The following is a 21,884-nucleotide window of genomic DNA, read 5'->3' as shown; positions in this document are numbered from 1 at the left end:
TTTCGCGGCTGCTCATTTTCAAGCTGGAGCTTTTCCGTTTCCAGCTTCGTGTGCGATGCCTCTTCGGTCCGTGACCAAACCCAGAATCGTTGTCGTCACGGCGCCGAATGCTCCAATAAGTGTGCCCGCCGACGTCACGATCAGCGCGATTGGTGCGCCGGCGTCTACTAGGCGCTCCACCCCTCCCGCCGACGCTATCGGAGGCGGCGCGGGCCCAGACGGCTCCGCATTATCCAGCGGCGCATCTGCCTGCAGTGTGGTGAAGAAGCCGGTAAGAACCGCCCCTACGATGAAAATGAGCTTCAGGCATTTCCGATCGGGCGCGCCCTGCGCTGCTTCGGGCTTCAATGGGAGGTATTCCGGGTCGTGAGGACCCGTCGGATCGGATACTCCGCTCAGCGGTGAGGCACGTAGCGACTGGGTTTCCCTCCCAATAGATTCAACCGCCGGTCTATTGGGAGTGTCCGGGGTTTGCAACCCTTATTCTCCTTCGCCATTGGGAGAGTTTCCGGAGTCAATGGTCCCACGGCGAGGATTTTCGGGTTGCAGGGGCCAGTGGATAACCGCAAAAAGCCCGGCTTTTCTCCCAATAGCCACCCGGCGGACATCCGGAGTTACCAGGACGGGCTCGCCAACTGTTCAGCAATGCAGCAACATCACGCAGCGCATATCTCGCCTAACTCGCCAACGCAGAAATTCCTCAGCCTCGGACGATCCGCACTATCAAGGGGATCACCGGAACGTTGCACAGATTCACAGGTAACTAAGCAATGGCTTATTCGCTGCCACGAAAGTTAACGATCAGAAACACCAAAATACAGTGAATCACATCATCAATAATTGTAACCACTAACTTATTTGAAAATCCAAACACATCGCGAGACAATTGCATTCGCATCAGTGAACAATCGGGGAGAGCTATGGGAATTAAAGATCTTTGGAGGGCACGCCAGGCGAGGATCGCAAAGGAGTCTAAGCAAGATCGATTCATGCGGCGATACATGAACGTCATCTGGCTTATATCTGCCTCCATTCCAGTCGTTTACTCGATCTGGCACAACTGCCTTCGGCACAAGTAGAAATCACTTTGCGTCTTCGCGAGACTTGAGCAAGATGGTTTTGGCTCGCCCGCAGGTAGATTGCCACTTTCGACATGCAGGGAATTGTGTAGCCACCACGCGCTACGGACCAACCAAGACTCACTTTGATACGAGACGTCGATGGTCTTAGAAACGGGGAGTTCAATGCAGGGGCGTCATGCCTAATTTTTCTGCGCCGACGTGCGATCCTTATACAGCTGCGTTGGATAGGAGATGGACAGCTATGCGATTGTCGCTGTTCCCAACGGGCCTCAAGATTGAAGCAGTCCAGAAACACCGCTTGGAGCGCATACCCATGGCTCGCTCCATTTCGCTTTAACAGACAGGTATGGTAACTGCCCACTTCGACTATCGGCGCATACACAGCCTTGGAACAACTTACCTTCTGACTTCGTCATGTCGCCGCACGCAATAAGTGCAGAACATTCGATTGAGGATTCGTTAAAATTTTGAGTATAGAACGTCGGTTCGGAACGGGAATGAACGCGCGCGGTAAGACAGAGCGGAATCGGACCGTGGTCACTCAAAGATCAAGGCGACGAGAGCACACCGAAAGCGCTCACGTCTCGCTGAGTCAGCCGCTTTTGAAGCACGGCTGGCGCAAAACAATCGTAAATGTGGCTCCAAAGCGAGAGGCACTCGCGAACAGTAGGATGATTGTGTGCGCACCCGCGACACCCCGCAACACCCTCCCTATGGAGCTCGCACTCAAGAATATGCGCACAACGCCACCCGCGGATGCCCAACGCAGATTGGGCGATTAGGGAGGTCAGGCGCAAGACAACTGCAACGCGCCCTCCCCCAAGCCGAATTGCCTCATCTAGTTACCAAAGAGTCGATCGCCGCGAAAAGTTCTTTCGCCGCGCTCGACAGAGGTTGGACGTCGTTCATAGCAACCCCAAGAGCGGAGGCTGCTGCAGCTATCTGTTGCAGTCTATGCTGTCCTACTTCCGAACGCGCAACATTCGGATCGCCGGATGTCAGCACGGCGGAAAGCAAAATTGTGCGCAATTGTTGGTCTTCGCTTCTGCCCGGCGAGTCCATACCAAGTTTTCGGCCATCCTCACCTAGCACAGCCTTAAGTTGCGGAAGACAACCAGTGAGACGAGTTGCCCACGCGTTTATGCTTTCCACTATAACTTCTTGGCTCTCAGTGGTGAGCAACGCGAACTCTACAGCGGCGGTTCCAGACATGTTGTCCCTTTGAAAATTCATCTGGCAGATCGTCGACCGATCACTCGGTCTGCCAAAAAAGTATAAAAGGTCGTGTGATGGGTATCAGAGTCACTATGAGTTGTGCGATCGCAATCATCCTTCGTTAGCGACAACAGGAAGGCCCTGAGACCATCAGATGTTATTGAGCGGAAATCGTCATCGACGATGGCATTCGCATTCTCCAAAATTGCAGCCGAGTATTCCCAGTTAAAAGCGGCAGATCTCTCCTCCACTTCGCTCAATTTATTCGCCCGAACAATAGCTTCAATTTTTAGCAGATTTTCGGTGTATGCATGCAGGCAATCCGTAAAATGTCGCTGATTTCCTATATCCATGCCTAACCTCTTGGCCAGGTAAGCCTGCAATATTCCGAATGTAAATATATTGTAAGGGACGCCTAAAAATAAATCATTCGATCTATTGATTACCGTCAAATCCAGTTTTCGATCAATAATCTTCAAAAACACAGATGTGTTACACGGAATATCCTTTGATCGCTTTCCCAAATCGTCAGTATCGTATAAGGACAATACGACTCGCCTAGAACTAGGATCAAGCTTCAATATTTCCAAGCCTTGCTCGATTTGATCAAAATCGAAATATGATCGTAGCCGGTAACCGTATGCACCATTCAGCGTCACACCGTCATCCGAGAAATCGCCATATGTGGCGATTTCTCGAGCGAGAGGCGCCAGTTCGTTCGACCCTCGCAATACCCAGCAAGCCTCTACGATTGCGAAGACAGCATTTAGCTTCCGGCCACTCAAGAAAACGAGTCGAGGGTCATTAGGCTTTATTTCAAAAAAAGCCTGGCCGAGATTAACCATGTCACCAAGCCGCGACGGTGCGACATGGGGCGATCTGGTAGCGATTTCGAGAGCGCTCAGATATTGCCCGTTAAATGACAGATCGTTAAAAGTAATCATTTTCGATACTTTGCGAAGCGATCAATGTTACGTTTCCTTTTTTCCAGGAAACCCGCTTCGAGGTCAACATTGGTCTGTCCAGCGATCTTCAACAAGTAAATGAAAACGTCAACCAATTCCTCATCAAGATCAGGCTTGACATCTGCCAGCGGAAAATCTCCCCGCCGAACCTTCTTTACGATATTTGCGAACTCGCCCAACTCTCCCACCATGCAAACAATTAAATGTTCGAGTTCGCAAAGATTTTTTTCGTTGATTTCAACAAAAAAAGGGGTAGCGCCGGCGTGGTTCCTATCAAATTCGCTCTGCAACGTGAGGATTTCGGCGATGGTCAAGGACATTTTCTGAACTCCAACGCAAGTTTGGTAACGGCTGCCGTATATTTCTCAGCTTCCCCAACAACAACATCGTGATGAGAGTGCAAAAGACGCACTGCGGCGAGCTCGTTCCCTGCCTTAACTGCCTCAAACGCGAGGTGATTTATTTGATTGATATTTGCCAGATTGGGACGACGAGCACGTCCTGCGGCAGACCAGTCTGCGATCGTCGCGATTCTCTTGACATCGATAAACGTTGCCTCCTGCGACTTTTCGATTAGCATCTCCACTAATCTCGCTCGTTCGAAGTCCAACACATCCCTGAAGTCGACATCCGACAACCGATCCAGCTCCGGCTTTATCAATGTAGACTGATTCGGGCGGTTATATGCGCCAAACGCGAAAACGGCGAGCCTTACCCGGACCGCATGGACTCGCTTTAATACCTCGCACAGGTTAAGGCGTATCTCCTCGAGATTGATCCTCAAGAAATTGGCGATTTCAAGCGCACGAAGATACACTGTGCAGTAGAGAGTATCGCCGTCTAATCCACATTGAAAGATCAAAAACGACGGAATCGGCCGATCCCCACTCTCCGAAATATCTTTCGTGTTGATCAATGAATAGAGAGCCCGATTAGAGGTGGGCTTTTGGCGTAGTTCATCTGTCAAAAAAGCGATAGCGTATTGGAAATAGCTCCCGTGATTGATTATCAAATCATCAGGAACATTCGGTTGACGCCATTTTTCCGCAATATCAGTTACATCAGCAAGAGGAGCGTTCTCGATTGCTTCCCGCGACAGCTCAGCCGCAATAATAAAGTTGAAAACCTTTACGCCTTCGTTCACTGCATTTCTAGCACGAGCGGCAACAGCCTCTAGATTCTCTTCTTTCTGGTAATCAATGCAATTCACAGCAAATCCTTTACTCGCAGATAAATGGCTTCGTGCAAACTCTCCATTGAATCGCTGGCATTTAGCCGTAAGAATGGGTATTGATAATCGGCAAAAATCCGTTCGTAATTTTCTGAAACCTTCGTTAGTTTCGCTGCATTTTCGTATGCATCGAAATGCTTCCGGCTGGAAATCCTTGCCATCGATCGCTCAACGGTATTACTCAGATAAATCACCAGATCGGGGTGCCGAAACTCCGCGTTAAGCGAGCGAACCCGTTCGAAGTCTGCGGCAGAATCACCATGATATGCAAACGACGAAAAGTAATACCTTGTGCTGATAACAAATGTCCCCTCAGACACGAGCTTCTCAACACCGTCCACTGGGTTATGCAAATGGTCAAATCTATCTGCAGCGAACAAATATGCCATCTGTCGGTCAAAACGAGCAGCTTCCTGCGAGAAAAGCACCCTCCCTTTCATCGCCTGTCGAATCATCGTCCCGATGGGCCCTTCTGAGGGCTCGCTCGTCAATACTGCACGCTGGCCAGTAGTTATAAGTCGGTCGCGCAGAAGGGTCGCCTGCGTCGAGGTCCCGGAGCCGTCGATACCTTCAAATACGATAAATTTTCCAGCCATTTTATTCACGCCCCTGTGCTGCAAACCCGGCCAGCCCGACTGCTGCGATATCCTTTGACAGAAACAAGTTCTTCGCCTCCCAAGTCCCGTTGACCCGTTCATGTATCGACATGCCATTCACGTAACCGGGTGTTTCGAAGTTCAGGGAGCGACCAGCGCGGATAGCCATGGCGTTCGGGCCTACGGAAATTTCTGATAGCGAGTGTCTGTGGCCGTGCAACACGAGCTCAAATCCATGTTTCTGCAGCGCTTCCAGAAGTGGAAGTGCATTCCTAAGAGTCGAGAGATCGTTGGCGTCAACTCCAACAAGATGATGATGCACGATCGCAATCTTGGTGTTGCACTCCGACACCCTCGCCACCTTCAACTCATCAACGAGCTGCGCGACATCAACTAGCCCGAATTTATGATCACGATGGTAAGCGGAGTTGACCACTGCAAACAGGACGTCGCCGAATCTCAGGACGCACGTGCTCTTGTTTTCGAAGCTTAGCCGGCCGTCGCGCCGCACAGCGTAAGTAAATTTATCGAACGCGCGAAAGGAATTTTCACAAATATCGTGATTCCCCGGACAAGCAACAATGCGGCTCGCAGCTCCACCCCGGCTCAGCCAGCATTTTTCTATCACGGCTTGCGCTTCTTTGTATCCCGCGAGGCTGCCTTGATACGTAACGTCGCCGCTCACCACTAGATAACAGTCGTCGCGAGAAAAGTCCCCCGAAAGCGCTTCCAGAGCGTTGACCAACTCGTCCGTCCGAAACGGCGCGTTCTTGTTCCCGCAATGGATGTCTGTCAGATGAAAAAGCTTCATAGTTGCACGGTGGCCTGGATGAATGGTGTTCGGCGATTGCGGAGGAGATTTGTGCCTGCGGTCGCCCAAGTCGTCATTGTATCGCCCCAGGCATACCCGCTCTAAACTGCGCGATCAGAAAGGGAACTGGACCGTTTAAGGTCGACGCACCACATTGGTGCAGTTCTATGTCGAGAATTGACTAGAAGTCAGCGCAATCCGATGTCCCGAGGTTCGGTCCTGCGGCGTGCTCGGTGCCAATCGTGGCGTTCGAGGGGAACGCGCATCGGCACAGGTATGGAACAAGACCTCCATTTGGCCTTCTCGGAAATACAGTCGCGCGGCCGTTGCTGTAGAGAATGAGCGAGCGGCCGCACGTTGCTCATGAAGGGCAAGGACACGAAGCCCGACCAAGGCCGATCTCGGTAGCAAGACGTCGATAGTCTTAGAAACCGTGAGTTCGATGCAAAGGCCTCGCGCCTAATTTTTTTCCAAGGCGAGACCCGATCCTTATACAGCCAGGCGCTGCCAGAATCAGGACCCTTACAGTGCTATGCACACGCAAGAATCGGGCTCCACACAATGGGAAACTGACATGCCGAAAGTGCGAAAGTGCGAGTGCAGGAGTTCTACGAGACCGAAGACGAGTTCCACGAAATGGATGACGAGCGCGAACTCGATCTGACCTAGGCCGAGCTGGCAATCATCGACGAGGGGGTGGACAACCCGTGTGGCTAGAAACGCCCATAGCGGGGTTTACGCAGTAGTCGGGGAAGAGTGACGCTGGAAACGGCTATTCCTGCGGCCCTAAGGGCGCAGGCGTGCCCTAGACCCCGTCAGATGGGTTGATCAGGTCTGGTCTGTTTCGGATCATCGACGGGCAATTGGCCTTCCTTAAGCAGCCGCTTTGATCGCCGATCAAAGTCATTGGGGAAGAGCCGCATTCTCAGCTTGCCTGCCCAGACGGGCCACAGACTGAAATTGAAGTGACCGAGAAAATAGTTCGCGAGGGTCGCGTGCTCCACGCAATGGTCCCATGCCACAGTCACCGCTGCTACCCGAATGTCGATAGCCGCCTCAACCATCGCCGCATCCTGGGGCGATGCGATGGGCGCTTTTGCCGACTTCCACGCCTGTTCGAAATGGCCGAGCGATGCCTCAAACTCTTCGTGAATCATCTTGCATAGCGAAAGATGGGCAAAGAGCCTAGCGTCGAGATCATACAGGTGAGTGATCGTCTCACCGTGTAAAGCACGGATCTTTGGCCGCTGTTTCAGCAACATGAAACAAGTCTGCCGCTTCTGGGCGGCCTTGCTCTGGTAGCTGACTTTCAGGTGTTTGGCGATGCCCATTTGCGCCGCTTCGAAGCTCTGCACTTCGGGCAGCACCATCGTCGCGGCGATCTTCCGTTCTCGCCGGGTCGCACTCCGCGCCACGATCAAAGCCCCGATCACGCCGAGCAGACCACCAATGATCGCGCCAGTCAGGTCTTGCCACTTCTCCAGAAAGGCGACCAAGTCGAACCCTGAAGGAGGAAGCGGCAGACGCTCGCACATGAGCGCCAGAGCCTGCGTGATCTGAAAGACGTGCGTGTCGGCGGTCATGCTTAGCCGTTAGTGAGCGGCGCAGATCGTTTCGAGCACAGCCTCACCGGTCGAATCAGGCACGACGTCCTGAAAGTCATTCGGCGTTCCGCGTGATTGGAACATGATGTCTTGCTGCATATCGCGCACGAAAATCTCACCTTGCGCTATAGCGCGGCGCTTGCAGTCCAGATACCAGTGAGTCTGCTTGCTACCGATTGGTCTCGGATATGCGGTGTCCGCTTTGCCATTGGAGAATATTTGACGCAACCACACTTTGACCAAGGGTCCGTTCCGGGAAACGGTGCCCAGATCTATCTCGATAGTGCCATCATTGTTACCCGCGATGGGGTGCCAGTCGGACGCGTGCGCGAGGGAGAAGCTGGTAAGGAATACCCCTGCGATAGCTGCCTTCCGCAACATGGTGTAGTCCTCTTAATCTTTGATTTTGCTTGCATGATAACGGCACTTTCGACACGGAAATTCAGGGCTTTATTTCATGCTCCGAAAGCATGCCTAACTGAGGCACGATAAACCATTGATCTGAAATGCAATTCGCCTATTTCAAGGAGTCGCGCAATTTCGGTCCCATTACGAAGGTTTTACCGGCTATGGAAAGTGACTCAAGATCATAGAACGCCCTTACGAGCGCCTCGTTAGTTTACAGGTATCGACGACGAGCAGGCCCGCTATGAGCTCGGCATCGACCACCCGATGAGCAGAGAAAACGACCCGATCGCTTGGCCCACCAGCAACGACAAGGGTGCCCACCCGGTAGACGGAAAGACCGGTCGCGATAACACCACCGACACGGACACGATACACGCTGGGCCGCATGAATCAATCACACAATCATCCATACGTAGAGAACACACAGCCCACATCATTCTCTCTATAAGAAGCTTATACGTGTGGTCCGTATCGTTGTCTTTCGATCGCCGCCTGCCAGAAATTTCTTATACCGCACCGAAGCCTGCCACGGCCCGCTCAGCCAATTCCCGTCTGAGTTTGGCCCGAATCCACGCCTAAGTTTCCATGGCTGGGCGCCGGTAGAGACCGCCGTGGACCGGTATAGGGTTCGCTGCCCGCCATATAAGGTTCGACCGGCTTAGAGAGGCTTGCCGAGTTGCGCGCACGCATCGCGAAGCGACCAGTAGGTCAGGCTGTGCATCTCATACCCGGTGAGGACGGGATGGGTTCGTAGATATTGGTCCACGATCGAGGTGAGCTGGCCGTGCGTGGGATGCATCGCCACAAAGCAATCCTCGATGTGATCAAGGAAGGGGAGGTTGGCATTGGCCAAGGCAGGCGCATATAGCATTCCGTCAACGAGACCGTTCACGTAATCGGATCTGCTCCGATGCGACCACTGCATAAAGGCGCTTCCGGTGACGCCTGAGATTCCGATATGGACTTGCGTTTGCGCAAACGCTCCAACAGATGCGGCGAGCAGGGCACCCGCAATCAGCTTCCTCATTGTTTCCCCCGAGGTTTCACTATTCGATGAGGATGCATTCTAGCTTCCGCTCGGACGCCATTTCTGTGCGGGAAGTCGCCGTCCCGCCATGGATCGTATAGCTAGGTGTCTAGCTACACGGATCCGAGCCTGCTCCGTCGGTCGGTCTTGAAAATGAAGTCTCACCCAGTCATTAGACACACCGAGGATCGATTCAGCCGCGTGCTGCCCATCATCGAGACCCGCTTCGCGCTCATCAAAAGATCTGGGAAGACTAGCCCGGTCGGTATGTTGTGTAGATCCGTCTCAACGAGGCCGCGACGGCGCTGCCGTGCCCCATCCGGGCCTGATCGTCCGTTGAGCTCCCTTTGTCATGCATTCGCCACTTGCGCATAAATTGGGGCGAGACACTAGTGTCGAAAACAGAGACTACCTCGACGGCAGCTGACCACCGGCGCTCTGCCAGCAATGTGCGGCTGTAAAGGGAATGCAGATCTGGGGCTATTGAGCATTTGCGCACCTTGCAAGTTACGCCCAACGAGTCCTCAACTACATGAGATCGCGTCCGAACTAGGCGCCTCGATTTATGCGTAGCTTCCCGCTGAGGTGGCGCGGCCCCAACTTATGCGTAGTTCCTCGCCCACGCGACCACAAACCGGATTTATGCGTAGTAGCCGTCCCTCATCGCACTAAAGTTGAAAATTTAAGGGATTCGGCCAATAGGTCGTTATCGCAACTTTGGCCTTGGAGATCCGATGTTTGATGCTATTAACGCCATGATGACACTCAGCCTGCTTAACCTACTAATGGTTGCAGTAGCGGTGTCCACCATTTTGCTGACCAGCAAGGATATCAGCAAGGTAGGGGCTATCCTTCTTGGAATGGTGCTCATCCTCGCTGCCGGCTGGGCGGCTTTTCAAATCCAAATGCGGTGGATTCCATTTGCACAGTCCTTGATCAACTCCAAAGGCGCGCACGGCCTCTCGACAGTGCAGGCAACCGCCATAAGCAATGCTGGAACGTTCTTTATGTGGATTATTCCTTTCGTAACGGCATCTTGGGGCACCAACATAATATCCGACTCGGTGGCACGTAACTTCTCTTATTCCGCAAAATGGAGCGTGCCCAAGCATTTTGGTCATGTTCTTCTCTGGGTGCTCCGCATGATCTGGGCGACGCTTAGCTGGATTTGGGGAAGGTTCAGCGACTCGTCCATTGAGCAACGATCGGAGCGGCGCACCTCGATGCCGCGGTCATCGCGTCGCCTACTCAGCCTATTGGCTGAGCTCCCGCACTTCGACGCTAGCGCCGAAGACGAGCGCCTGGTCAACATGCTTGACGGCTCGGTGATTAATTTCGTAAGGGTTGACGAAGAAAACTTCGGCCGCTATCTGATGATCACCTGGCCTGGAGCTGCAGGTCCCGTTCGAGTAGAGGGTTCCCGTTATCTTCAAATGCAAATCAAGACGGCCGAACGATTCGGACACGACATCACCGGCGTTCATGGTCGAATCAACAAAGAAGTTCGCGACATTCGAGGATGGTAAGTCACAATTTGTCATGGACTGCCAATCTATGCGCGGACTTTATCAACGGCCTAGTGCCCGTCAAGGCCCATAAACGGCGAACGCAGCCCAGGTGTCCCGCGCCGGCTCGCCAAGAAGAAATCCGCCGCTAGAACGGCTTAAGTCCCCATAGGTGCGCCTGCCGGCGGATCTAGACAATGGAGCGCGCTGCCCCTCGGGATATCATGGCAAAGAGCCGCCAGCTCACAGGTAGAGGTGCTCTTACGCTCAAGCTTGCCCAGCGGCGTCGCCCAGCGTGCCTCCTGCATCGCGTCGATCGGGCCGAATGTCGGCACGGGCACACCGATGCGCTGGAACTCACGCGTGATGAACGGGAAGTCGAAACCGTTGCCGTTGTGCGCCACGAGGTGTTGCGTCTTGCTGAGCACAGTTAGGCGCGACCTGCTCCCACGTCGGCTCAGCGGCAAGCTGGTCGAACGTGGTTCACGGCATCACGTGACGCGCTGCACGTATTGGCCCAGACGCTTCTTCGCGCTGCGATGGGACGCTGCGGATTCGACCCCGATGCAACGTCAGGTCGTAGATGACGGCGGCGACTTCGATAATCCTGTGCCCTTCCGTCCAGTCGAGGCCCGTCGTTCCGATGTCGGTGCCCGCGATCAGAGTCGTCATATATTGCCCCCCATAATTGAATAACCCGATACTTAGTATAAGTATCGGGCATTGGAGTTTGCGAACAAGAATTCGGTATGCACTTCATGGCTTACGTTCTGCCTGTATGTGCTTTCGCGAACAGAACGAGATATTTCCTGCCGATAGGCTGCGTTGCTAATGACGGGAGAATCAAATGAAACGAATACTCCTTTGCCTTCTTGCGATGACGGCCACCTTGGCAAATGCCCAATCACCGCAGAGTCCCGATCTGGTCGCACTCACCGCGCACGTCAATCCGGTCATGGACCCCGATAGCCTTGGGGAAACAGCCATGCAGTGCATTCACAACACGGTCTGCAAAACTGCTTTGGATGCTGCTGCCTTATACCTTGGGGTGGACATTTCAACTCTCACGACGACGACTGGCTATGTGGTTGGATATACGATCGTTGGCGAAGATGCTGACTTTCAATACCCTTTGCCCGAAGATTACGAATACTGCAGCAGCGTGGTTCACACTGTGTCGGTGGTCCCGGCCACAGGTGATCGCGCCTCTCAAATGCAAATGTGGGCAATTGGCGACGGGATGAGAATTCATACATGGACACCAAAACGGCATTTTTCTGAAGGGCATTCATGGATCGACGCGCAGCTGACTGTGATCGGGGTTAACAAAAACGTAGCAGCCCAATACAGGGCAGCTGGCAAATGCTCGCCGACTGCTAAGCACTTTATTGGAGTCTGTCGTGGTAGCGATGGGGTGAATCACGGCGAACCCGCCTGCAAAACGATCGTCGATCCGCGTCCGCATACCTGATCACAGCGTCGGCTCCTGGACTTCGATGCGACTGACGTCGTCGAGCTTGGCCCAGTAGCGCACGCTCTTTTTCACCCCTCGAAGAACTGGTAGGGCGATACAGGAGAAGAACGATGGCAAAACTAACCTTCGTCAATGACAGCGCCCACCCCTGGATAACCGTTCACTGGGGCGTGCGTCATTCGTCGGGCAATATCACGCTCAGAAAAGGCGATACGGACGAGAAAGACAGCGGCCCGAACCATCTATGGATCGCATGGTCCCTTGGCAACACTCACATAAATGACGACCAGTTCGGGAAATATGGCGTCAAGCACACGCATGACGCCACGATCCACTTTTCGAAGAACCCTGCCGGGTTCGTTCCGATGCCGTAGCTAGATCGGGTCGACCAATTCAGCGTGCAGCAGGAACATGTTCAGTGCAGGTTGATCAACGTCGATGGCCCAGATTGGGTGCCCGGCGCAGCCCATATCCTCGACGCCGGTGATCCGCATGTCACACGACTGCCTGATTGCTTCGCGGCTGGTAAGGTGCAGTTGCTCGTAGCCGTCGTCGTTGAGGCGAACGCGCTGACCGATTGACGGCTTCGTGTTCATGGCGTCGGCTCCCGCACCTCGATGCGGTTCACGTCGTCCAGCTTCGCCCAGAAGCGCACACTCTTTTTCAGCAGACGTCCGTTCACCGCGACCGGCGTCGACTTCGCCTTGAGCCAAAACGTGATGCTGTCGAAGTCGGGCGCACCCTTGCGTATGAAGATGCGGTCAATGGACAGCAGCGCGCCGCGCGGGATCGTGATCGGGTGACACGGGTTGTAGTAGCGCTCGACTTCGAACGGCATCGAACCGCAGCTCAGCTTCGAAGATTGATGCGCAAGCGCCGCCGATCCTCGATCTAATATCAGCGACGACGTCGTCAATCACATCCATCACGTCAACGCAGCACTCTGGCGTGCTTGGTCCAGCAATGTGTGTCGACGGATCACACGATCATGGTTAGGCAGGCCCCTTATTCGTCTGAAGCCGCGGCAGGCGCTCGAGCCGCCCCTCGGAAATCGACTGCGAACTAGGCCCGACGCTTTTCGCGAGCTAGGTTCGGTCGGGGCTGAGCGGGCGCACCTCTCAAAACTGCGCGAGCCTGAGCGACCATTCCGTCGCTGAGTAAAAGATAGCGTTGCATTCGTGCTGAATATTGCGTTGAGTGTCTTGCAGATGTCACTGACCGGCATATTCGAGCCATTCCGGGATCGGCGTAATCGAGCCACCGGATGATCGCCGCAATCGAGCCAGTGCATGATCGGCGCAATCGGGCCACTCGATGATCGGCGTATTAGAGCCACCGCAGGATCGGCGTAATCGAGCCACGTAGCGGGCTCAGTGTTCTGTCGGGCGGCAGCCCGAAACGCATTTCGAATTTCCACAACCCGGTACCTTCAGGCTTTTTGCCCGGAGGGCCGATGAGTCGAAGGAGGTTCGAAGTGTTTGAGTATCGACAGGTTCTGGCGCGCATGCGTCAGGGCGATTCCGACCGTGACATTGCCAGCGCACGCCTGATGGGGCGTGGGAAGCTGAAGACCGTCAGGCAGGTCGCGCTCGCTCGGGGCTGGCTCGATCCCGGTCGGCCCTTGCCGGACGACGCCGAACTGGCAGCGATCTTCGGACGCAATCCGAAGCTGCCGCGTAGCTGCGTCTCCACGATTGAACCGTTTCGCGATCTGGTGCGCGGCTGGTATGACGCCGACGTGCAGGGCACGACGATCTTCAACGCGCTTCAGCGCAACCACGGCTATACGGGCAGCTATTCGGCAGTGCGGCGCTTCCTGCTGCACCTGAAGGCCGAGCGCGGCGCGAGAGCGACGACGATCCTGGAGTTCGCACCGGCCGAGGCCGCACAGGTCGACTTCGGCGCCGGTCCGGTGCTCACGCATGAGTCCGGGGTTCTGCTCAAGACATGGTTCTTCGTGATGACGCTGTGCTGGTCGCGTCATCAATACGCCGAGGTCGTGCTGGATCAGACGGTCGAGACGTGGCTGGCCTGTCACCGGCGCGCCTTCGAATGGTTCGGTGGCCGCGTCGAACGCGTGATCATCGACAACGCCAAGTGCGCGATCACAAAGGCGTGCATGTACGACCCCGAGGTACAGCGCTCGTACGCCGCGCTGGCCGAGGGGTACGGCTTCCGGATCGATGCATGCCCTCCACACGATCCTGCGAAGAAGGGCGTCGTTGAGGCCGGAGTCAAATACATCAAACGATCCTTCGTGCCGCTGCGCGAATTCCGCGATCTCGCCGACGCCAACCGTCAATTGCGCGACTGGGTGATGCAGCAGGCCGGCACGCGCGAGCACGGCACGACGCGCGAGCAGCCGCTTGCACGTTTCGCCATCGAGAAGCCACTGCTCGCCAGACTGCCCGATGTGCCGCCAGTGCTGGCCGTATGGTGCGAGGTCAAGGTCCATACCGACGGGCACGTCGTCTACAAGAAGGCACTGTATTCGGTGCCGTTCACGCTCGTTGGCAAGCAGCTGTGGCTGAAGGCGACCGACACGGTCGTGCAGGTGTTCCACCGCCATGAGCTCGTCGCGACCCATCCGCGCCTGCGCAAGCCCGGCGATCGCCACACGGTGCGTGACCACCAGCCGCCTGAAGCGCAAGCGTGGCTCGAGCACGATCCACAGTGGTGCCTGGCGCGGGCAAAGGATATCGGGCCAGCCTGCCACGCGCTCGTTCTCGCGATGTTCAACGACAAGGTGCTCGTCAACCTGCGCGGCGCGCAGGGCGTCTTGAGGCTTCGCGAGAAGGTCGGCGATCAACGGCTGGAGGCTGCGTGCGAGCGTGCGCTCGTGTTCGCCAGCCCCAAGTACCGCACTGTCAAGGCGATCCTCGACAAGGGGCTGGACAGCCAGCCCACCGCAGCACCAGCGCCGACGCCGGCGCCTGCCGACACCTATCTGAACGGCGGCCGCTTCGGCCGTGACCTCCATTCCCTTCTGATCCATTGAACGCCTATGCATCCCAGTCCAGAACTGAACACGATCCTCAAGCAGTTGCGCCTCTCGGGCATCCTCGACTCGCTCGAGCAACGCAACCGTCAAGCCATCGACGGGCAACTTGCCTACACGGAGTTCCTCGCCACGCTTCTGCACGACGAGGTCGCGCGGCGAGAGCAGAAGAAGCTCGGCGTGCGGCTCGCCCGCGCTGGCTTCTCCCTAGGCAAGACGCTCGAGAACTTCGACTTCGACCGCGTGCCCAAACTCAACCGCGCTCACATCTATGATCTCGCCGCCGGCCGCTATATCGACGAGAAGGTCTGCGTGCTGATGGTCGGCCAAACCGGCGTCGGCAAGTCGCATCTCGCGCAGGCCCTGGGCCACTGCGCCGCACGCCAGGGCCGCGATGTCCTGTTCATCACGCAAACCGAATTGCTCAAGAAGCTGCATGCAGCACGGGCGACTGAGCTCTATGAACGCAAGTTGCAGCAGTTCGTGCGCGTTCCGGTGCTGATCGTCGATGACTTTGCACTCAAACCCCTGCGTGCGCCCCACGACGAAGACTTCCACGACCTGATCGCCGCCAGGTATGAGCGCGCGGCAACTATCCTGACGTCGAATCTCGACTTCAGCGAATGGGGCGACGCATTCCCCGACAACCGCATCCTCGGTGCTGCCACGCTCGATCGGCTACGGCACGGCGCCTACCGTGTCGTCATTGAGGGTGAGAGCTTCCGCAAGCCGAAACCGATGCCCGAAAACGGCGAAAACGTGGTTGCAAAATCAGGCAAAAAAACGCATTCTTGAGTCCCTTCGAAATCGCGTTTCGGGGCCATTCCAGGTGGCCTCATTACGCCGATCATCCCCGGCTCGATTACGCCGATCCGTGACAGCAGATAAGTAACCGCAAACTTACAATCCCTGCAGCAGCGTTTCACTAGCTGTGTGGAGGAGGGAGAGGACAACCCAACCGCGGCCACACAGGAAACGGATAGCAGGTGGGGTGAGCCCCGTGCGAAACGCAAACCTGCAAGAGCGACGTCGCAAGCGGGACTCATGGCGACTAGGGTGGGGGCGAATCCTTGCAGAGCCCAAGAGTGGACACGATGCCTTCGTGTTAAGTCTGCGGAAGGTTGAGCTAAGAGCGGGAAAGGTAAATTCTCCGCCACCCGGGCATACGGTGACCTCTCAAGAGGTTATACAGACGCCGGACAATCAACTCGCCCGAACCTTGCTGATAGCAGCCGGGTTTGGGGGAGCTTTGACTGCTCCGGTGCTTCTTCAAAACATATCTACCAGTAATAGTAGATGCGTTTTAGTAAGCGCACTCATTCAACAAACCAAGCGAGCGCGGCTCGCCGCAATATCGCCTGCTCCCCATGCGTCAGCGTCTTGCGCGCAACCTGTTCAATGTCCGCAAGCTGAACCTCGATGAAGCGAGCTCGCCCCAAGCGGCCGCAAGCCCTTCCGGAAACCGAACAATGCTCTGCGATTCCGGGCCGTTCATGCCCGACGGAAGTCCCATATCCACGATGTCCGCCACGATGTGAATCAAGGTTTGGTGAGGGACCACGAAGCAGCCAGCATGCGCGATCTCTGCCAGACATGCGAATTCGTAAATCTTCTTGCGATTGGCCGTGCCGAACCCGACGTAGCCACAAAATCACTCTCTGGCGACGCAGGTAGGATAACGTCAATGCGGTCAACAGGAAGCTGTTCGCTGCATCAGTGACAACAGAAGGTATGCACAAGTAGTGCCTCACGGTATCGCAGTGATCCGTGCGTCTGCCGCCAGACCAATGAATCGCTTCGCGCGTAGCGAGCGTTTCCCCTTCGTCAGCTTTCACTGTTGCGAATGATTTAAGCGTCGACTTGGGGCTGGATGCCAGACGGACACCCGATTTGAGCCCACGAGTTATCCGCCGATGACGCGACCCACGAGAGGGTTCCGCCAGCGCGGAGCGGCGCACAAGTTATCACGCGTGCCGGTCGGCTCCAAAATGGCCCTTCACACCAGAACGACTCTCTGCATATCGCAATTCGAAACTTCATCCATTGATGGTGGAACGCCAAAAATGCGGCGTGCGCTGCAGATTTTGAGCGGCGCTCGAGAAGTATTCCGCGCACGCTGACCTTGAGTAGCGCGCGGGACAGCAATGCGGGTAGACGGTCATCTGCATCAGCTCGTCAGCACTACGGCTGGTGCATGAGCCCGTAGGAGATCAACGCATAAATCGGGGCGCCGCAGCTGGGTCTTCACGAGGCGCGACAAGAGAGACTTTAAAGACGTGTTGTTGGCGGCAATCCGGTGATCTTGGATGCGTGACGCTGAACGGGGATATACGCCTGTGACGCGCGAATAGCAGACTGACGTCGGAGTGCCAGCGCACAACGCTGCATCCAAATATACTTGCTGCCTTCACGTTATAAGGAGGCATTCATGGCAGTGGCATATACAGCGGAAGATTCGGCGCGTCGCATTCTGTCGATCATGGTCGATAGGTTCAATTTGAACGTCGGCGGCAACCTGCCATTCGGCAGCTTTAACACTGCATGGCATTCGGATGGTTTCACCGCAACAGATTTCGCTGCCGGTCGCGACTACGCCGAGCAGCAGGGGTGGGTTTCCGTGAACCAGTTGGGCCTGAAGCTGGAGCCCGCTGGTTTCGCTGCGGCATAATAAAAGGGCGCCGAGTGCGCCCTTCACTACCAGCTCCGCTCAAGTATCTCAGCTTCTTCGGTAGCCTCGCGCTCGATCTCCACTCAGCACGACTCATCCCCTTCCTGATTCAGTGGGTTGCCCGGGTGTGTGCAGGTGCTGCACGGCGCCGAGATAAAGCAGGAGCAGCTGTAATTGCGGAAGAGATCCTTGTATTCGACACGATCTGCTTCCGCTTCATCGGTGAGCACGCGCTCCTTGATGATCACGACTACCAGCGACCGGCCAGATCTGCGGTGTCCTGATCCATCTCGCGCACATCGGGCGGTGGTGGAACCAGCTTGTTGTCCTCGACAAACATCGCGTCGCGCTGCCAAAATTCTTGAAGGACGTAGAGGCCCAACGAGACACAAAGTCATATCCTTAAACGAGAGATTTATCGGAACGCAGATGGATGCTACGACGGTTTGTCGAGACGACGTCGCTATCGGTATCGCTTTCGACGACTCAAGCGTCGATTGGAACCAAGTCGACCGTGACGGTAGCTATTTGTCCGTTGGGCAAATTGACCTCAAAGCGTGGCGGCCCCTCAATGGGAAGCCTTGCTGTGGATAACACAGGAAACGCAAGGCGCGTGGTGAGGCAGCTATATCGCGTGACATAGGCAAGCAACTGATAGACATCCTTTTCGTCCACACCCCAATCTCTTTTCTTTGGTGCTAAAACCTTCCATTTGGCGTCGACCACGGCCTCAGGAGCGTCAACGTCGGTGTCCGCTTCTTCGCGCCAATGCAGAATATCCGGCGTGAGACGGAAAACCCCCGTCGCTTGCGCGCTCCGGCACGCGCCGTCGCCGGTGAATGTGGCAGCAATCCCCCGATCTTCCGGAGGTCCACGGCGGACGGCCGCCAATTGTCTGGCAGAGCCATGAAAGCGAACCACTACACCCTCCGATGCCCTGCTTCGCTCATGGACCTCGACCCACCGCTCAAAGAGTTGCTCCATATTGAACAGCAACGCCGGTGCGCTTTCGCCGCCGGCCGAGATGGAAGGGGCAAGCAAGCTAAGCAGGAGCTCCGTCCATCGGAGCGCCTCCGCGTAGCGCATCGTCTCGCGACCGCGCTTCAGGCTCGCCACTCGCTTAGCGTCCGTCCGAACCAAAGATACGCCAGAATAGAGAGCGCGTGCCTCGAACCAAAGGCGCTGCGTTGCGGCTTGCCGCGCGTGAGGCCGGCAGTATTCGAGGGCTGCAAGCAGGGCTTGGTTGTATGGATTGTCGACCGTGAGGTCGTCATGCGAGCATCTGAAAAGACCTGGTCGCGTAGCGATCAGGCGTTCGGTCTCCACAAGTAGCAAACGCCCGCGCAACACCGGTTGATCGTCAGTAGCCTCCATGTAACGCGTGAGCAGCCCCGCTTTCGCAACCCGCAGAGCGGTCCGCAGGAAGGAGCGAACAAAAAGATCTAGCAATGACGCATGGGCCGCCGACTGCGGGGCCACGTCGAGCTCGGAGAGTTTCAATCCGTTCGCCACGGCGAGCATCCGCAGCAAGGCCACACGAGCCTGCCCCGCTCCAGCAGTCCGATCAATTGACGCTTCGGCGTCGTCAACCTCGCCGCCCCAAATCTTCGGGACGATCTCTAGGACCAACCCTCCTTTAGCGCCCACCGTGCCAAACGCCGGAAGACGGACAATGCCGCAATGCTTCGAAAGTGCAATGCCGCCTTTGACGCGTGAACAGAAGCCCTCGCGAATGGCATTAATGCGTTCTAGCGCATCTGCCTCGGATTCACCCAAAACGATCCTGCTCCGAGGCGTCGAAACGGTGGACGCTCCACGGTCCCCCTCGCCAAGCCGCGTTTCTGTCTCGCCCGCCTCCGCGGGCCAAGCGAGTTCACGCCTGCGCATTTCCATCACCTCCGCGTCCGACGCGACGAAGAGGGTCTCCCGCTCGAAAGCAACTAAGGCGCGTATAGACATGGCTTACGGTTAGGTCGAACCTTCGGTTTGCCCCGTGGCGCCAGAGTCGGTGTCATCGACAGGGGCTTGAGATGATGTGCCAAACGGCGCGGAAGATCGTTCGCCGTGTTTAACGCCGGATGCAGCTGAGATCTCAGTGATCGGCTCGGAGGCTGCTCCCTCCCGGCGGTCGGGCTCGATATCCTCAAGTTTGGCGCCCGACCACTCCTCGGCAATTTCTTCATCGTCTTCGACCTCCTGGTCCGGCAGTCCGCCCGATGACAGAGCATCAATTGCCGCCTGTGCCTCTGCGCCGCGGAGGTAGAGCTTGACGAACTCAGGCGCCGTCCAATTGTCCGTTCTGGATGCGGGTCGAATGGAGACGCGGGCCTCAAGGCCATCAAGCTCGGCAGTCGAGTCGAATAACTTGCCAGGATCAAGGGGGCGTTCGTCGAAAAAGACCGAGCGCTTGCCTGATCCGGTCAGCGCGAGCTTCGCCTTGCTCAAATCTTCGAAAAAATACTCCTGAAGCAGGGGAATCACGCGACGTGAGAACACGCGCCGCAGGTCGCTGAGACTACGAACGTCCATTAGCAGCGCGTGACCAATAGCATGGTCACTATCGATCAGGAACTCGATTCTGTCGTTGACGGCTGAGAGTAATGCCCGAAGGTCAACACCGCCGACGAGGTTAGGCGATAGCCTCTCAGGATCGGACGGTGTTTCGATGAACTCGAAGCGGCGTCGCAACGCCCTGTCGATCGACTGAACAGAGCGATCGGCTGTGTTCATAGTCGCGACGATGTCCAGATTCGCAGGCACCGCGAGCATTTCGCCGCTATATTGAAGGCGCACCGCCGAATTTACGTCGGAGAAGTCTAGCGTCGGGTTGGGATCGCACCGCTTACTCGGCTCCAAGATCGTAATGAGCTCGCCGAAGACCTTCGCCACGTTCGCCCTGTTGATTTCATCGATGAACAGCGTGTGCCGAACATCCGGATGTTTGTGGGCCCGCTCGCAGATCTCCCGGAAAGGGCCTTTCACCGGCCGCTCGCTCAACCGTCCACCTTGTCCCGGCAAAGGCCGATAGCCCTCGACGAAGTCTTCGTAGGAGTAGGACGGATGGAACGATACGAAGACAATGTGCTCGCCACTTTTGTATCGTTCCAGCCGAATGCGTTCCATGGAGTAAGTCTTGCCGGAGCCGGGCGGCCCGAAGAAGACCCGATTGCGTGGTGTCCAGGGGCGCTCGATCGGGCTATCGCCGCCTCCCTCTTGCGCCTGCTTGTTCGAGTCACCGCCATTGCTATCCGTAAACAATTCAGTGAGATCAATCCCTCTCGGGCTAGGCGAGACGGATTTACGCTTCTGTTTCGATTTGTCCTTCCTGACGAGCAATGGTGGGTCGCTGTAGTAGTCGATGGAACGGCCAAACTCGCGTTCGAGACGCACACGTTCGTCAAAGAGCGCTTTATCACGTGTTGAACGAGGCGAACGCCGCGCATGCGGAATACTAAGTGTGTCGTGACGCGCTAGCGCCTCCTTGCCGCCCTCCGAGAACACCCGCTCAAACTCGTCGGGAAACAGCACATGCGCGAGAATATGATAGAACTGACGTCCTTCAGTATCATCCATCTCGTCGAGCCAGCGCGCAAACTCCCACGGCTGCATCAGAAGCTTGCTCCGCTCGTCGATCGGCATAGCGACCAAGCTTCTAAACATTTGAATGGCATATGCAAGTTCCATCCACATGAGAAGGTTATAGGCCGTTCCTGTGCTTCCCACTCCTCCGAGCGCAGTCTCCGATAAGTAAGGTGACGACGCGTCCAACGACGATATAGGTTCAGGCCTCGCCATCGCCCAAATCGAGGAGATTTTTGACTTCTTGTATTTCACAGTGAGGAAGCTTGATGCGAGCGTCAGGATCCAATAAATCTCTGCACAAAGAGCCACGCTCGACGGAGTGCACCGCCCCAGTTGGCTGCCAAGTTTCTCCCAAAATTTTTCCCCGCGGACGTCACCTTTTCCGACGATCGGGTCCTTCACATAGTGCTCGATAAGCGGATCGAAGTTCTCCGGGGTCCAAAGATCTGCCTTAGGAACAAAAATCGATTTGCCGTTCAGCAGGGCTTCGGTTTTGAACTTGGCGCCAAGATCAAAGACTTGATTTGCGTTTGGATGATTCGGGATATAGCGGCTCATGAGAATGAATCGTGCTCAACGTTGTGAGTAAAGTTTGAACGTAGTCTTCAGATCGGATATACCCGTGCCTTGAAGCGCCCGATCACTCAAGTTATCACCTCGCGCCAAAGTCGCAACGATAGTCGTTCCTGTTATGGTCGGCTTCGGACTCAGCAGTCGA

20 protein-coding genes are annotated in these 21,884 nt (G+C 55.9%); 6 read left to right on the top strand and 14 right to left on the bottom strand.

The genetic code is table 11. The features are described from left to right. Nucleotides 1–2,311 precede the first annotated feature (2,311 nt). The 8 genes from QEN71_RS00815 to QEN71_RS00780 form a co-directional block, all read right to left on the bottom strand. Nucleotides 2,312–3,241: a thymidylate synthase gene (locus QEN71_RS00815; RefSeq protein WP_201661032.1), complete on the bottom strand. Its 930-nt coding sequence runs from the start codon at nt 3,239–3,241 to the stop codon at nt 2,312–2,314. Then, on the bottom strand, nt 3,238–3,582 hold the full coding sequence (locus QEN71_RS00810) for a nucleoside triphosphate pyrophosphohydrolase family protein (protein ID WP_201661035.1): 345 nt from the start codon (nt 3,580–3,582) through the stop codon (nt 3,238–3,240). The genes QEN71_RS00815 and QEN71_RS00810 overlap by 4 nt, the downstream gene beginning before the upstream one ends. Then, nucleotides 3,573–4,472: a hypothetical protein gene (locus QEN71_RS00805; RefSeq protein WP_201661038.1), complete on the bottom strand. Its 900-nt coding sequence runs from the start codon at nt 4,470–4,472 to the stop codon at nt 3,573–3,575. Before QEN71_RS00805 ends, QEN71_RS00810 begins: the two co-directional genes overlap by 10 nt. Continuing rightward, complete coding sequence (tmk, locus tag QEN71_RS00800) at nt 4,469–5,089, bottom strand: dTMP kinase (protein WP_233472137.1); 621 nt, start codon at nt 5,087–5,089, stop codon at nt 4,469–4,471. The genes QEN71_RS00805 and tmk overlap by 4 nt, the downstream gene beginning before the upstream one ends. A 1-nt stretch (nt 5,090) precedes the next feature. After that, nucleotides 5,091–5,900, bottom strand: coding sequence for a metallophosphoesterase family protein (locus QEN71_RS00795; protein ID WP_201661044.1), 810 nt, complete (start codon nt 5,898–5,900; stop codon nt 5,091–5,093). A gap of 815 nt (nt 5,901–6,715) precedes the next feature. Continuing rightward, nucleotides 6,716–7,483: a hypothetical protein gene (locus tag QEN71_RS00790; protein WP_201661047.1), complete on the bottom strand. Its 768-nt coding sequence runs from the start codon at nt 7,481–7,483 to the stop codon at nt 6,716–6,718. A gap of 9 nt (nt 7,484–7,492) precedes the next feature. Further along, complete coding sequence (locus tag QEN71_RS00785; RefSeq protein WP_201661050.1) at nt 7,493–7,885, bottom strand: surface-adhesin E family protein; 393 nt, start codon at nt 7,883–7,885, stop codon at nt 7,493–7,495. A gap of 685 nt (nt 7,886–8,570) precedes the next feature. After that, nucleotides 8,571–8,939: a hypothetical protein gene (locus QEN71_RS00780; protein WP_201661053.1), complete on the bottom strand. Its 369-nt coding sequence runs from the start codon at nt 8,937–8,939 to the stop codon at nt 8,571–8,573. A gap of 734 nt (nt 8,940–9,673) precedes the next feature. Between QEN71_RS00780 and QEN71_RS00775 the strand changes: the two genes are divergently transcribed. Next, nucleotides 9,674–10,465, top strand: coding sequence for a hypothetical protein (locus tag QEN71_RS00775; RefSeq protein WP_201661056.1), 792 nt, complete (start codon nt 9,674–9,676; stop codon nt 10,463–10,465). A gap of 137 nt (nt 10,466–10,602) precedes the next feature. Here the strand turns inward: QEN71_RS00775 and QEN71_RS00770 are convergent, their stop codons facing one another. Then, the gene (locus QEN71_RS00770) at nt 10,603–10,872 is read right to left on the bottom strand and encodes a ribonuclease H-like domain-containing protein (protein WP_201661059.1); all 270 of its coding nucleotides are present in this window, start codon (nt 10,870–10,872) and stop codon (nt 10,603–10,605) included. Nucleotides 10,873–10,927: 55 nt separating this feature from the next. Beyond that, on the bottom strand, nt 10,928–11,116 hold the full coding sequence (locus tag QEN71_RS00765) for a hypothetical protein (protein WP_201661062.1): 189 nt from the start codon (nt 11,114–11,116) through the stop codon (nt 10,928–10,930). Between the two features lie 175 nt (nt 11,117–11,291). Between QEN71_RS00765 and QEN71_RS00760 the strand changes: the two genes are divergently transcribed. Both QEN71_RS00760 and QEN71_RS00755 read left to right on the top strand, forming a co-directional pair. Beyond that, nucleotides 11,292–11,915: a hypothetical protein gene (locus tag QEN71_RS00760; protein WP_201661065.1), complete on the top strand. Its 624-nt coding sequence runs from the start codon at nt 11,292–11,294 to the stop codon at nt 11,913–11,915. A 113-nt stretch (nt 11,916–12,028) separates the two neighbouring features. Continuing rightward, entirely contained in the window at nt 12,029–12,292 is a 264-nt protein-coding gene (locus QEN71_RS00755) for a hypothetical protein (protein WP_201661068.1), read from the top strand. On the opposite strand, the gene QEN71_RS00750 is transcribed toward QEN71_RS00755, so the two are convergent. Next, nucleotides 12,293–12,514, bottom strand: coding sequence for a hypothetical protein (locus QEN71_RS00750; protein ID WP_201661071.1), 222 nt, complete (start codon nt 12,512–12,514; stop codon nt 12,293–12,295). Then, a complete protein-coding gene (locus QEN71_RS00745) occupies nt 12,511–12,756 on the bottom strand; it encodes a hypothetical protein (protein WP_201661074.1) in 246 nt (81 codons plus the stop codon). The genes QEN71_RS00750 and QEN71_RS00745 overlap by 4 nt, the downstream gene beginning before the upstream one ends. A 636-nt stretch (nt 12,757–13,392) precedes the next feature. Between QEN71_RS00745 and istA the strand changes: the two genes are divergently transcribed. From istA to QEN71_RS00730, 3 genes are all read left to right on the top strand, one after another. Next, nucleotides 13,393–14,916 (top strand): IS21 family transposase, encoded by a 1,524-nt coding sequence (istA, locus tag QEN71_RS00740; RefSeq protein ID WP_201662938.1) that lies wholly within the window; start codon nt 13,393–13,395, stop codon nt 14,914–14,916. Nucleotides 14,917–14,922: 6 nt separating this feature from the next. Then, nucleotides 14,923–15,711: an IS21-like element helper ATPase IstB gene (istB, locus tag QEN71_RS00735; protein ID WP_201662941.1), complete on the top strand. Its 789-nt coding sequence runs from the start codon at nt 14,923–14,925 to the stop codon at nt 15,709–15,711. A gap of 1,633 nt (nt 15,712–17,344) precedes the next feature. Continuing rightward, nucleotides 17,345–17,584, top strand: a complete 240-nt coding sequence (locus QEN71_RS00730; protein ID WP_201660845.1) for a hypothetical protein — start codon at nt 17,345–17,347, stop codon at nt 17,582–17,584. Nucleotides 17,585–18,070: 486 nt separating this feature from the next. Here QEN71_RS00730 and QEN71_RS00725 read toward each other — a convergent pair whose 3' ends face one another. Then, entirely contained in the window at nt 18,071–19,360 is a 1,290-nt protein-coding gene (locus tag QEN71_RS00725) for an McrC family protein (RefSeq protein WP_201660842.1), read from the bottom strand. Between the two features lie 192 nt (nt 19,361–19,552). Next, nucleotides 19,553–21,724: an McrB family protein gene (locus QEN71_RS00720; protein ID WP_201660839.1), complete on the bottom strand. Its 2,172-nt coding sequence runs from the start codon at nt 21,722–21,724 to the stop codon at nt 19,553–19,555. Nucleotides 21,725–21,884 lie beyond the last annotated feature (160 nt).

The organism is Paraburkholderia sabiae, assembly GCF_030412785.1.
GTDB classification, from domain to species: Bacteria; Pseudomonadota; Gammaproteobacteria; order Burkholderiales; family Burkholderiaceae; genus Paraburkholderia; species Paraburkholderia sabiae.
Note: the sequence above shows the minus strand (reverse complement) of the source record. Positions and strands in the feature narration are given on the sequence as shown.

Excerpts from the sequence above, each read along its gene's own strand:
- QEN71_RS00815 (WP_201661032.1), bottom strand. The coding sequence starts at position 3,241 with ATGATTACTTTTAACGATCTGTCATTTAACGGGCAATATCTGAGCGCT.
- QEN71_RS00810 (WP_201661035.1), bottom strand. The coding sequence starts at position 3,582 with ATGTCCTTGACCATCGCCGAAATCCTCACGTTGCAGAGCGAATTTGAT.
- tmk (WP_233472137.1), bottom strand. The coding sequence starts at position 5,089 with ATGGCTGGAAAATTTATCGTATTTGAAGGTATCGACGGCTCCGGGACC.
- QEN71_RS00795 (WP_201661044.1), bottom strand. The coding sequence starts at position 5,900 with ATGAAGCTTTTTCATCTGACAGACATCCATTGCGGGAACAAGAACGCG.
- QEN71_RS00790 (WP_201661047.1), bottom strand. The coding sequence starts at position 7,483 with ATGACCGCCGACACGCACGTCTTTCAGATCACGCAGGCTCTGGCGCTC.
- QEN71_RS00785 (WP_201661050.1), bottom strand. The coding sequence starts at position 7,885 with ATGTTGCGGAAGGCAGCTATCGCAGGGGTATTCCTTACCAGCTTCTCC.
- QEN71_RS00780 (WP_201661053.1), bottom strand. The coding sequence starts at position 8,939 with ATGAGGAAGCTGATTGCGGGTGCCCTGCTCGCCGCATCTGTTGGAGCG.
- QEN71_RS00775 (WP_201661056.1), top strand. The coding sequence starts at position 9,674 with ATGTTTGATGCTATTAACGCCATGATGACACTCAGCCTGCTTAACCTA.
- QEN71_RS00765 (WP_201661062.1), bottom strand. The coding sequence starts at position 11,116 with ATGACGACTCTGATCGCGGGCACCGACATCGGAACGACGGGCCTCGAC.
- QEN71_RS00760 (WP_201661065.1), top strand. The coding sequence starts at position 11,292 with ATGAAACGAATACTCCTTTGCCTTCTTGCGATGACGGCCACCTTGGCA.
- QEN71_RS00755 (WP_201661068.1), top strand. The coding sequence starts at position 12,029 with ATGGCAAAACTAACCTTCGTCAATGACAGCGCCCACCCCTGGATAACC.
- QEN71_RS00750 (WP_201661071.1), bottom strand. The coding sequence starts at position 12,514 with ATGAACACGAAGCCGTCAATCGGTCAGCGCGTTCGCCTCAACGACGAC.
- QEN71_RS00745 (WP_201661074.1), bottom strand. The coding sequence starts at position 12,756 with ATGCCGTTCGAAGTCGAGCGCTACTACAACCCGTGTCACCCGATCACG.
- istB (WP_201662941.1), top strand. The coding sequence starts at position 14,923 with ATGCATCCCAGTCCAGAACTGAACACGATCCTCAAGCAGTTGCGCCTC.
- QEN71_RS00730 (WP_201660845.1), top strand. The coding sequence starts at position 17,345 with ATGGCAGTGGCATATACAGCGGAAGATTCGGCGCGTCGCATTCTGTCG.
- QEN71_RS00720 (WP_201660839.1), bottom strand. The coding sequence starts at position 21,724 with ATGAGCCGCTATATCCCGAATCATCCAAACGCAAATCAAGTCTTTGAT.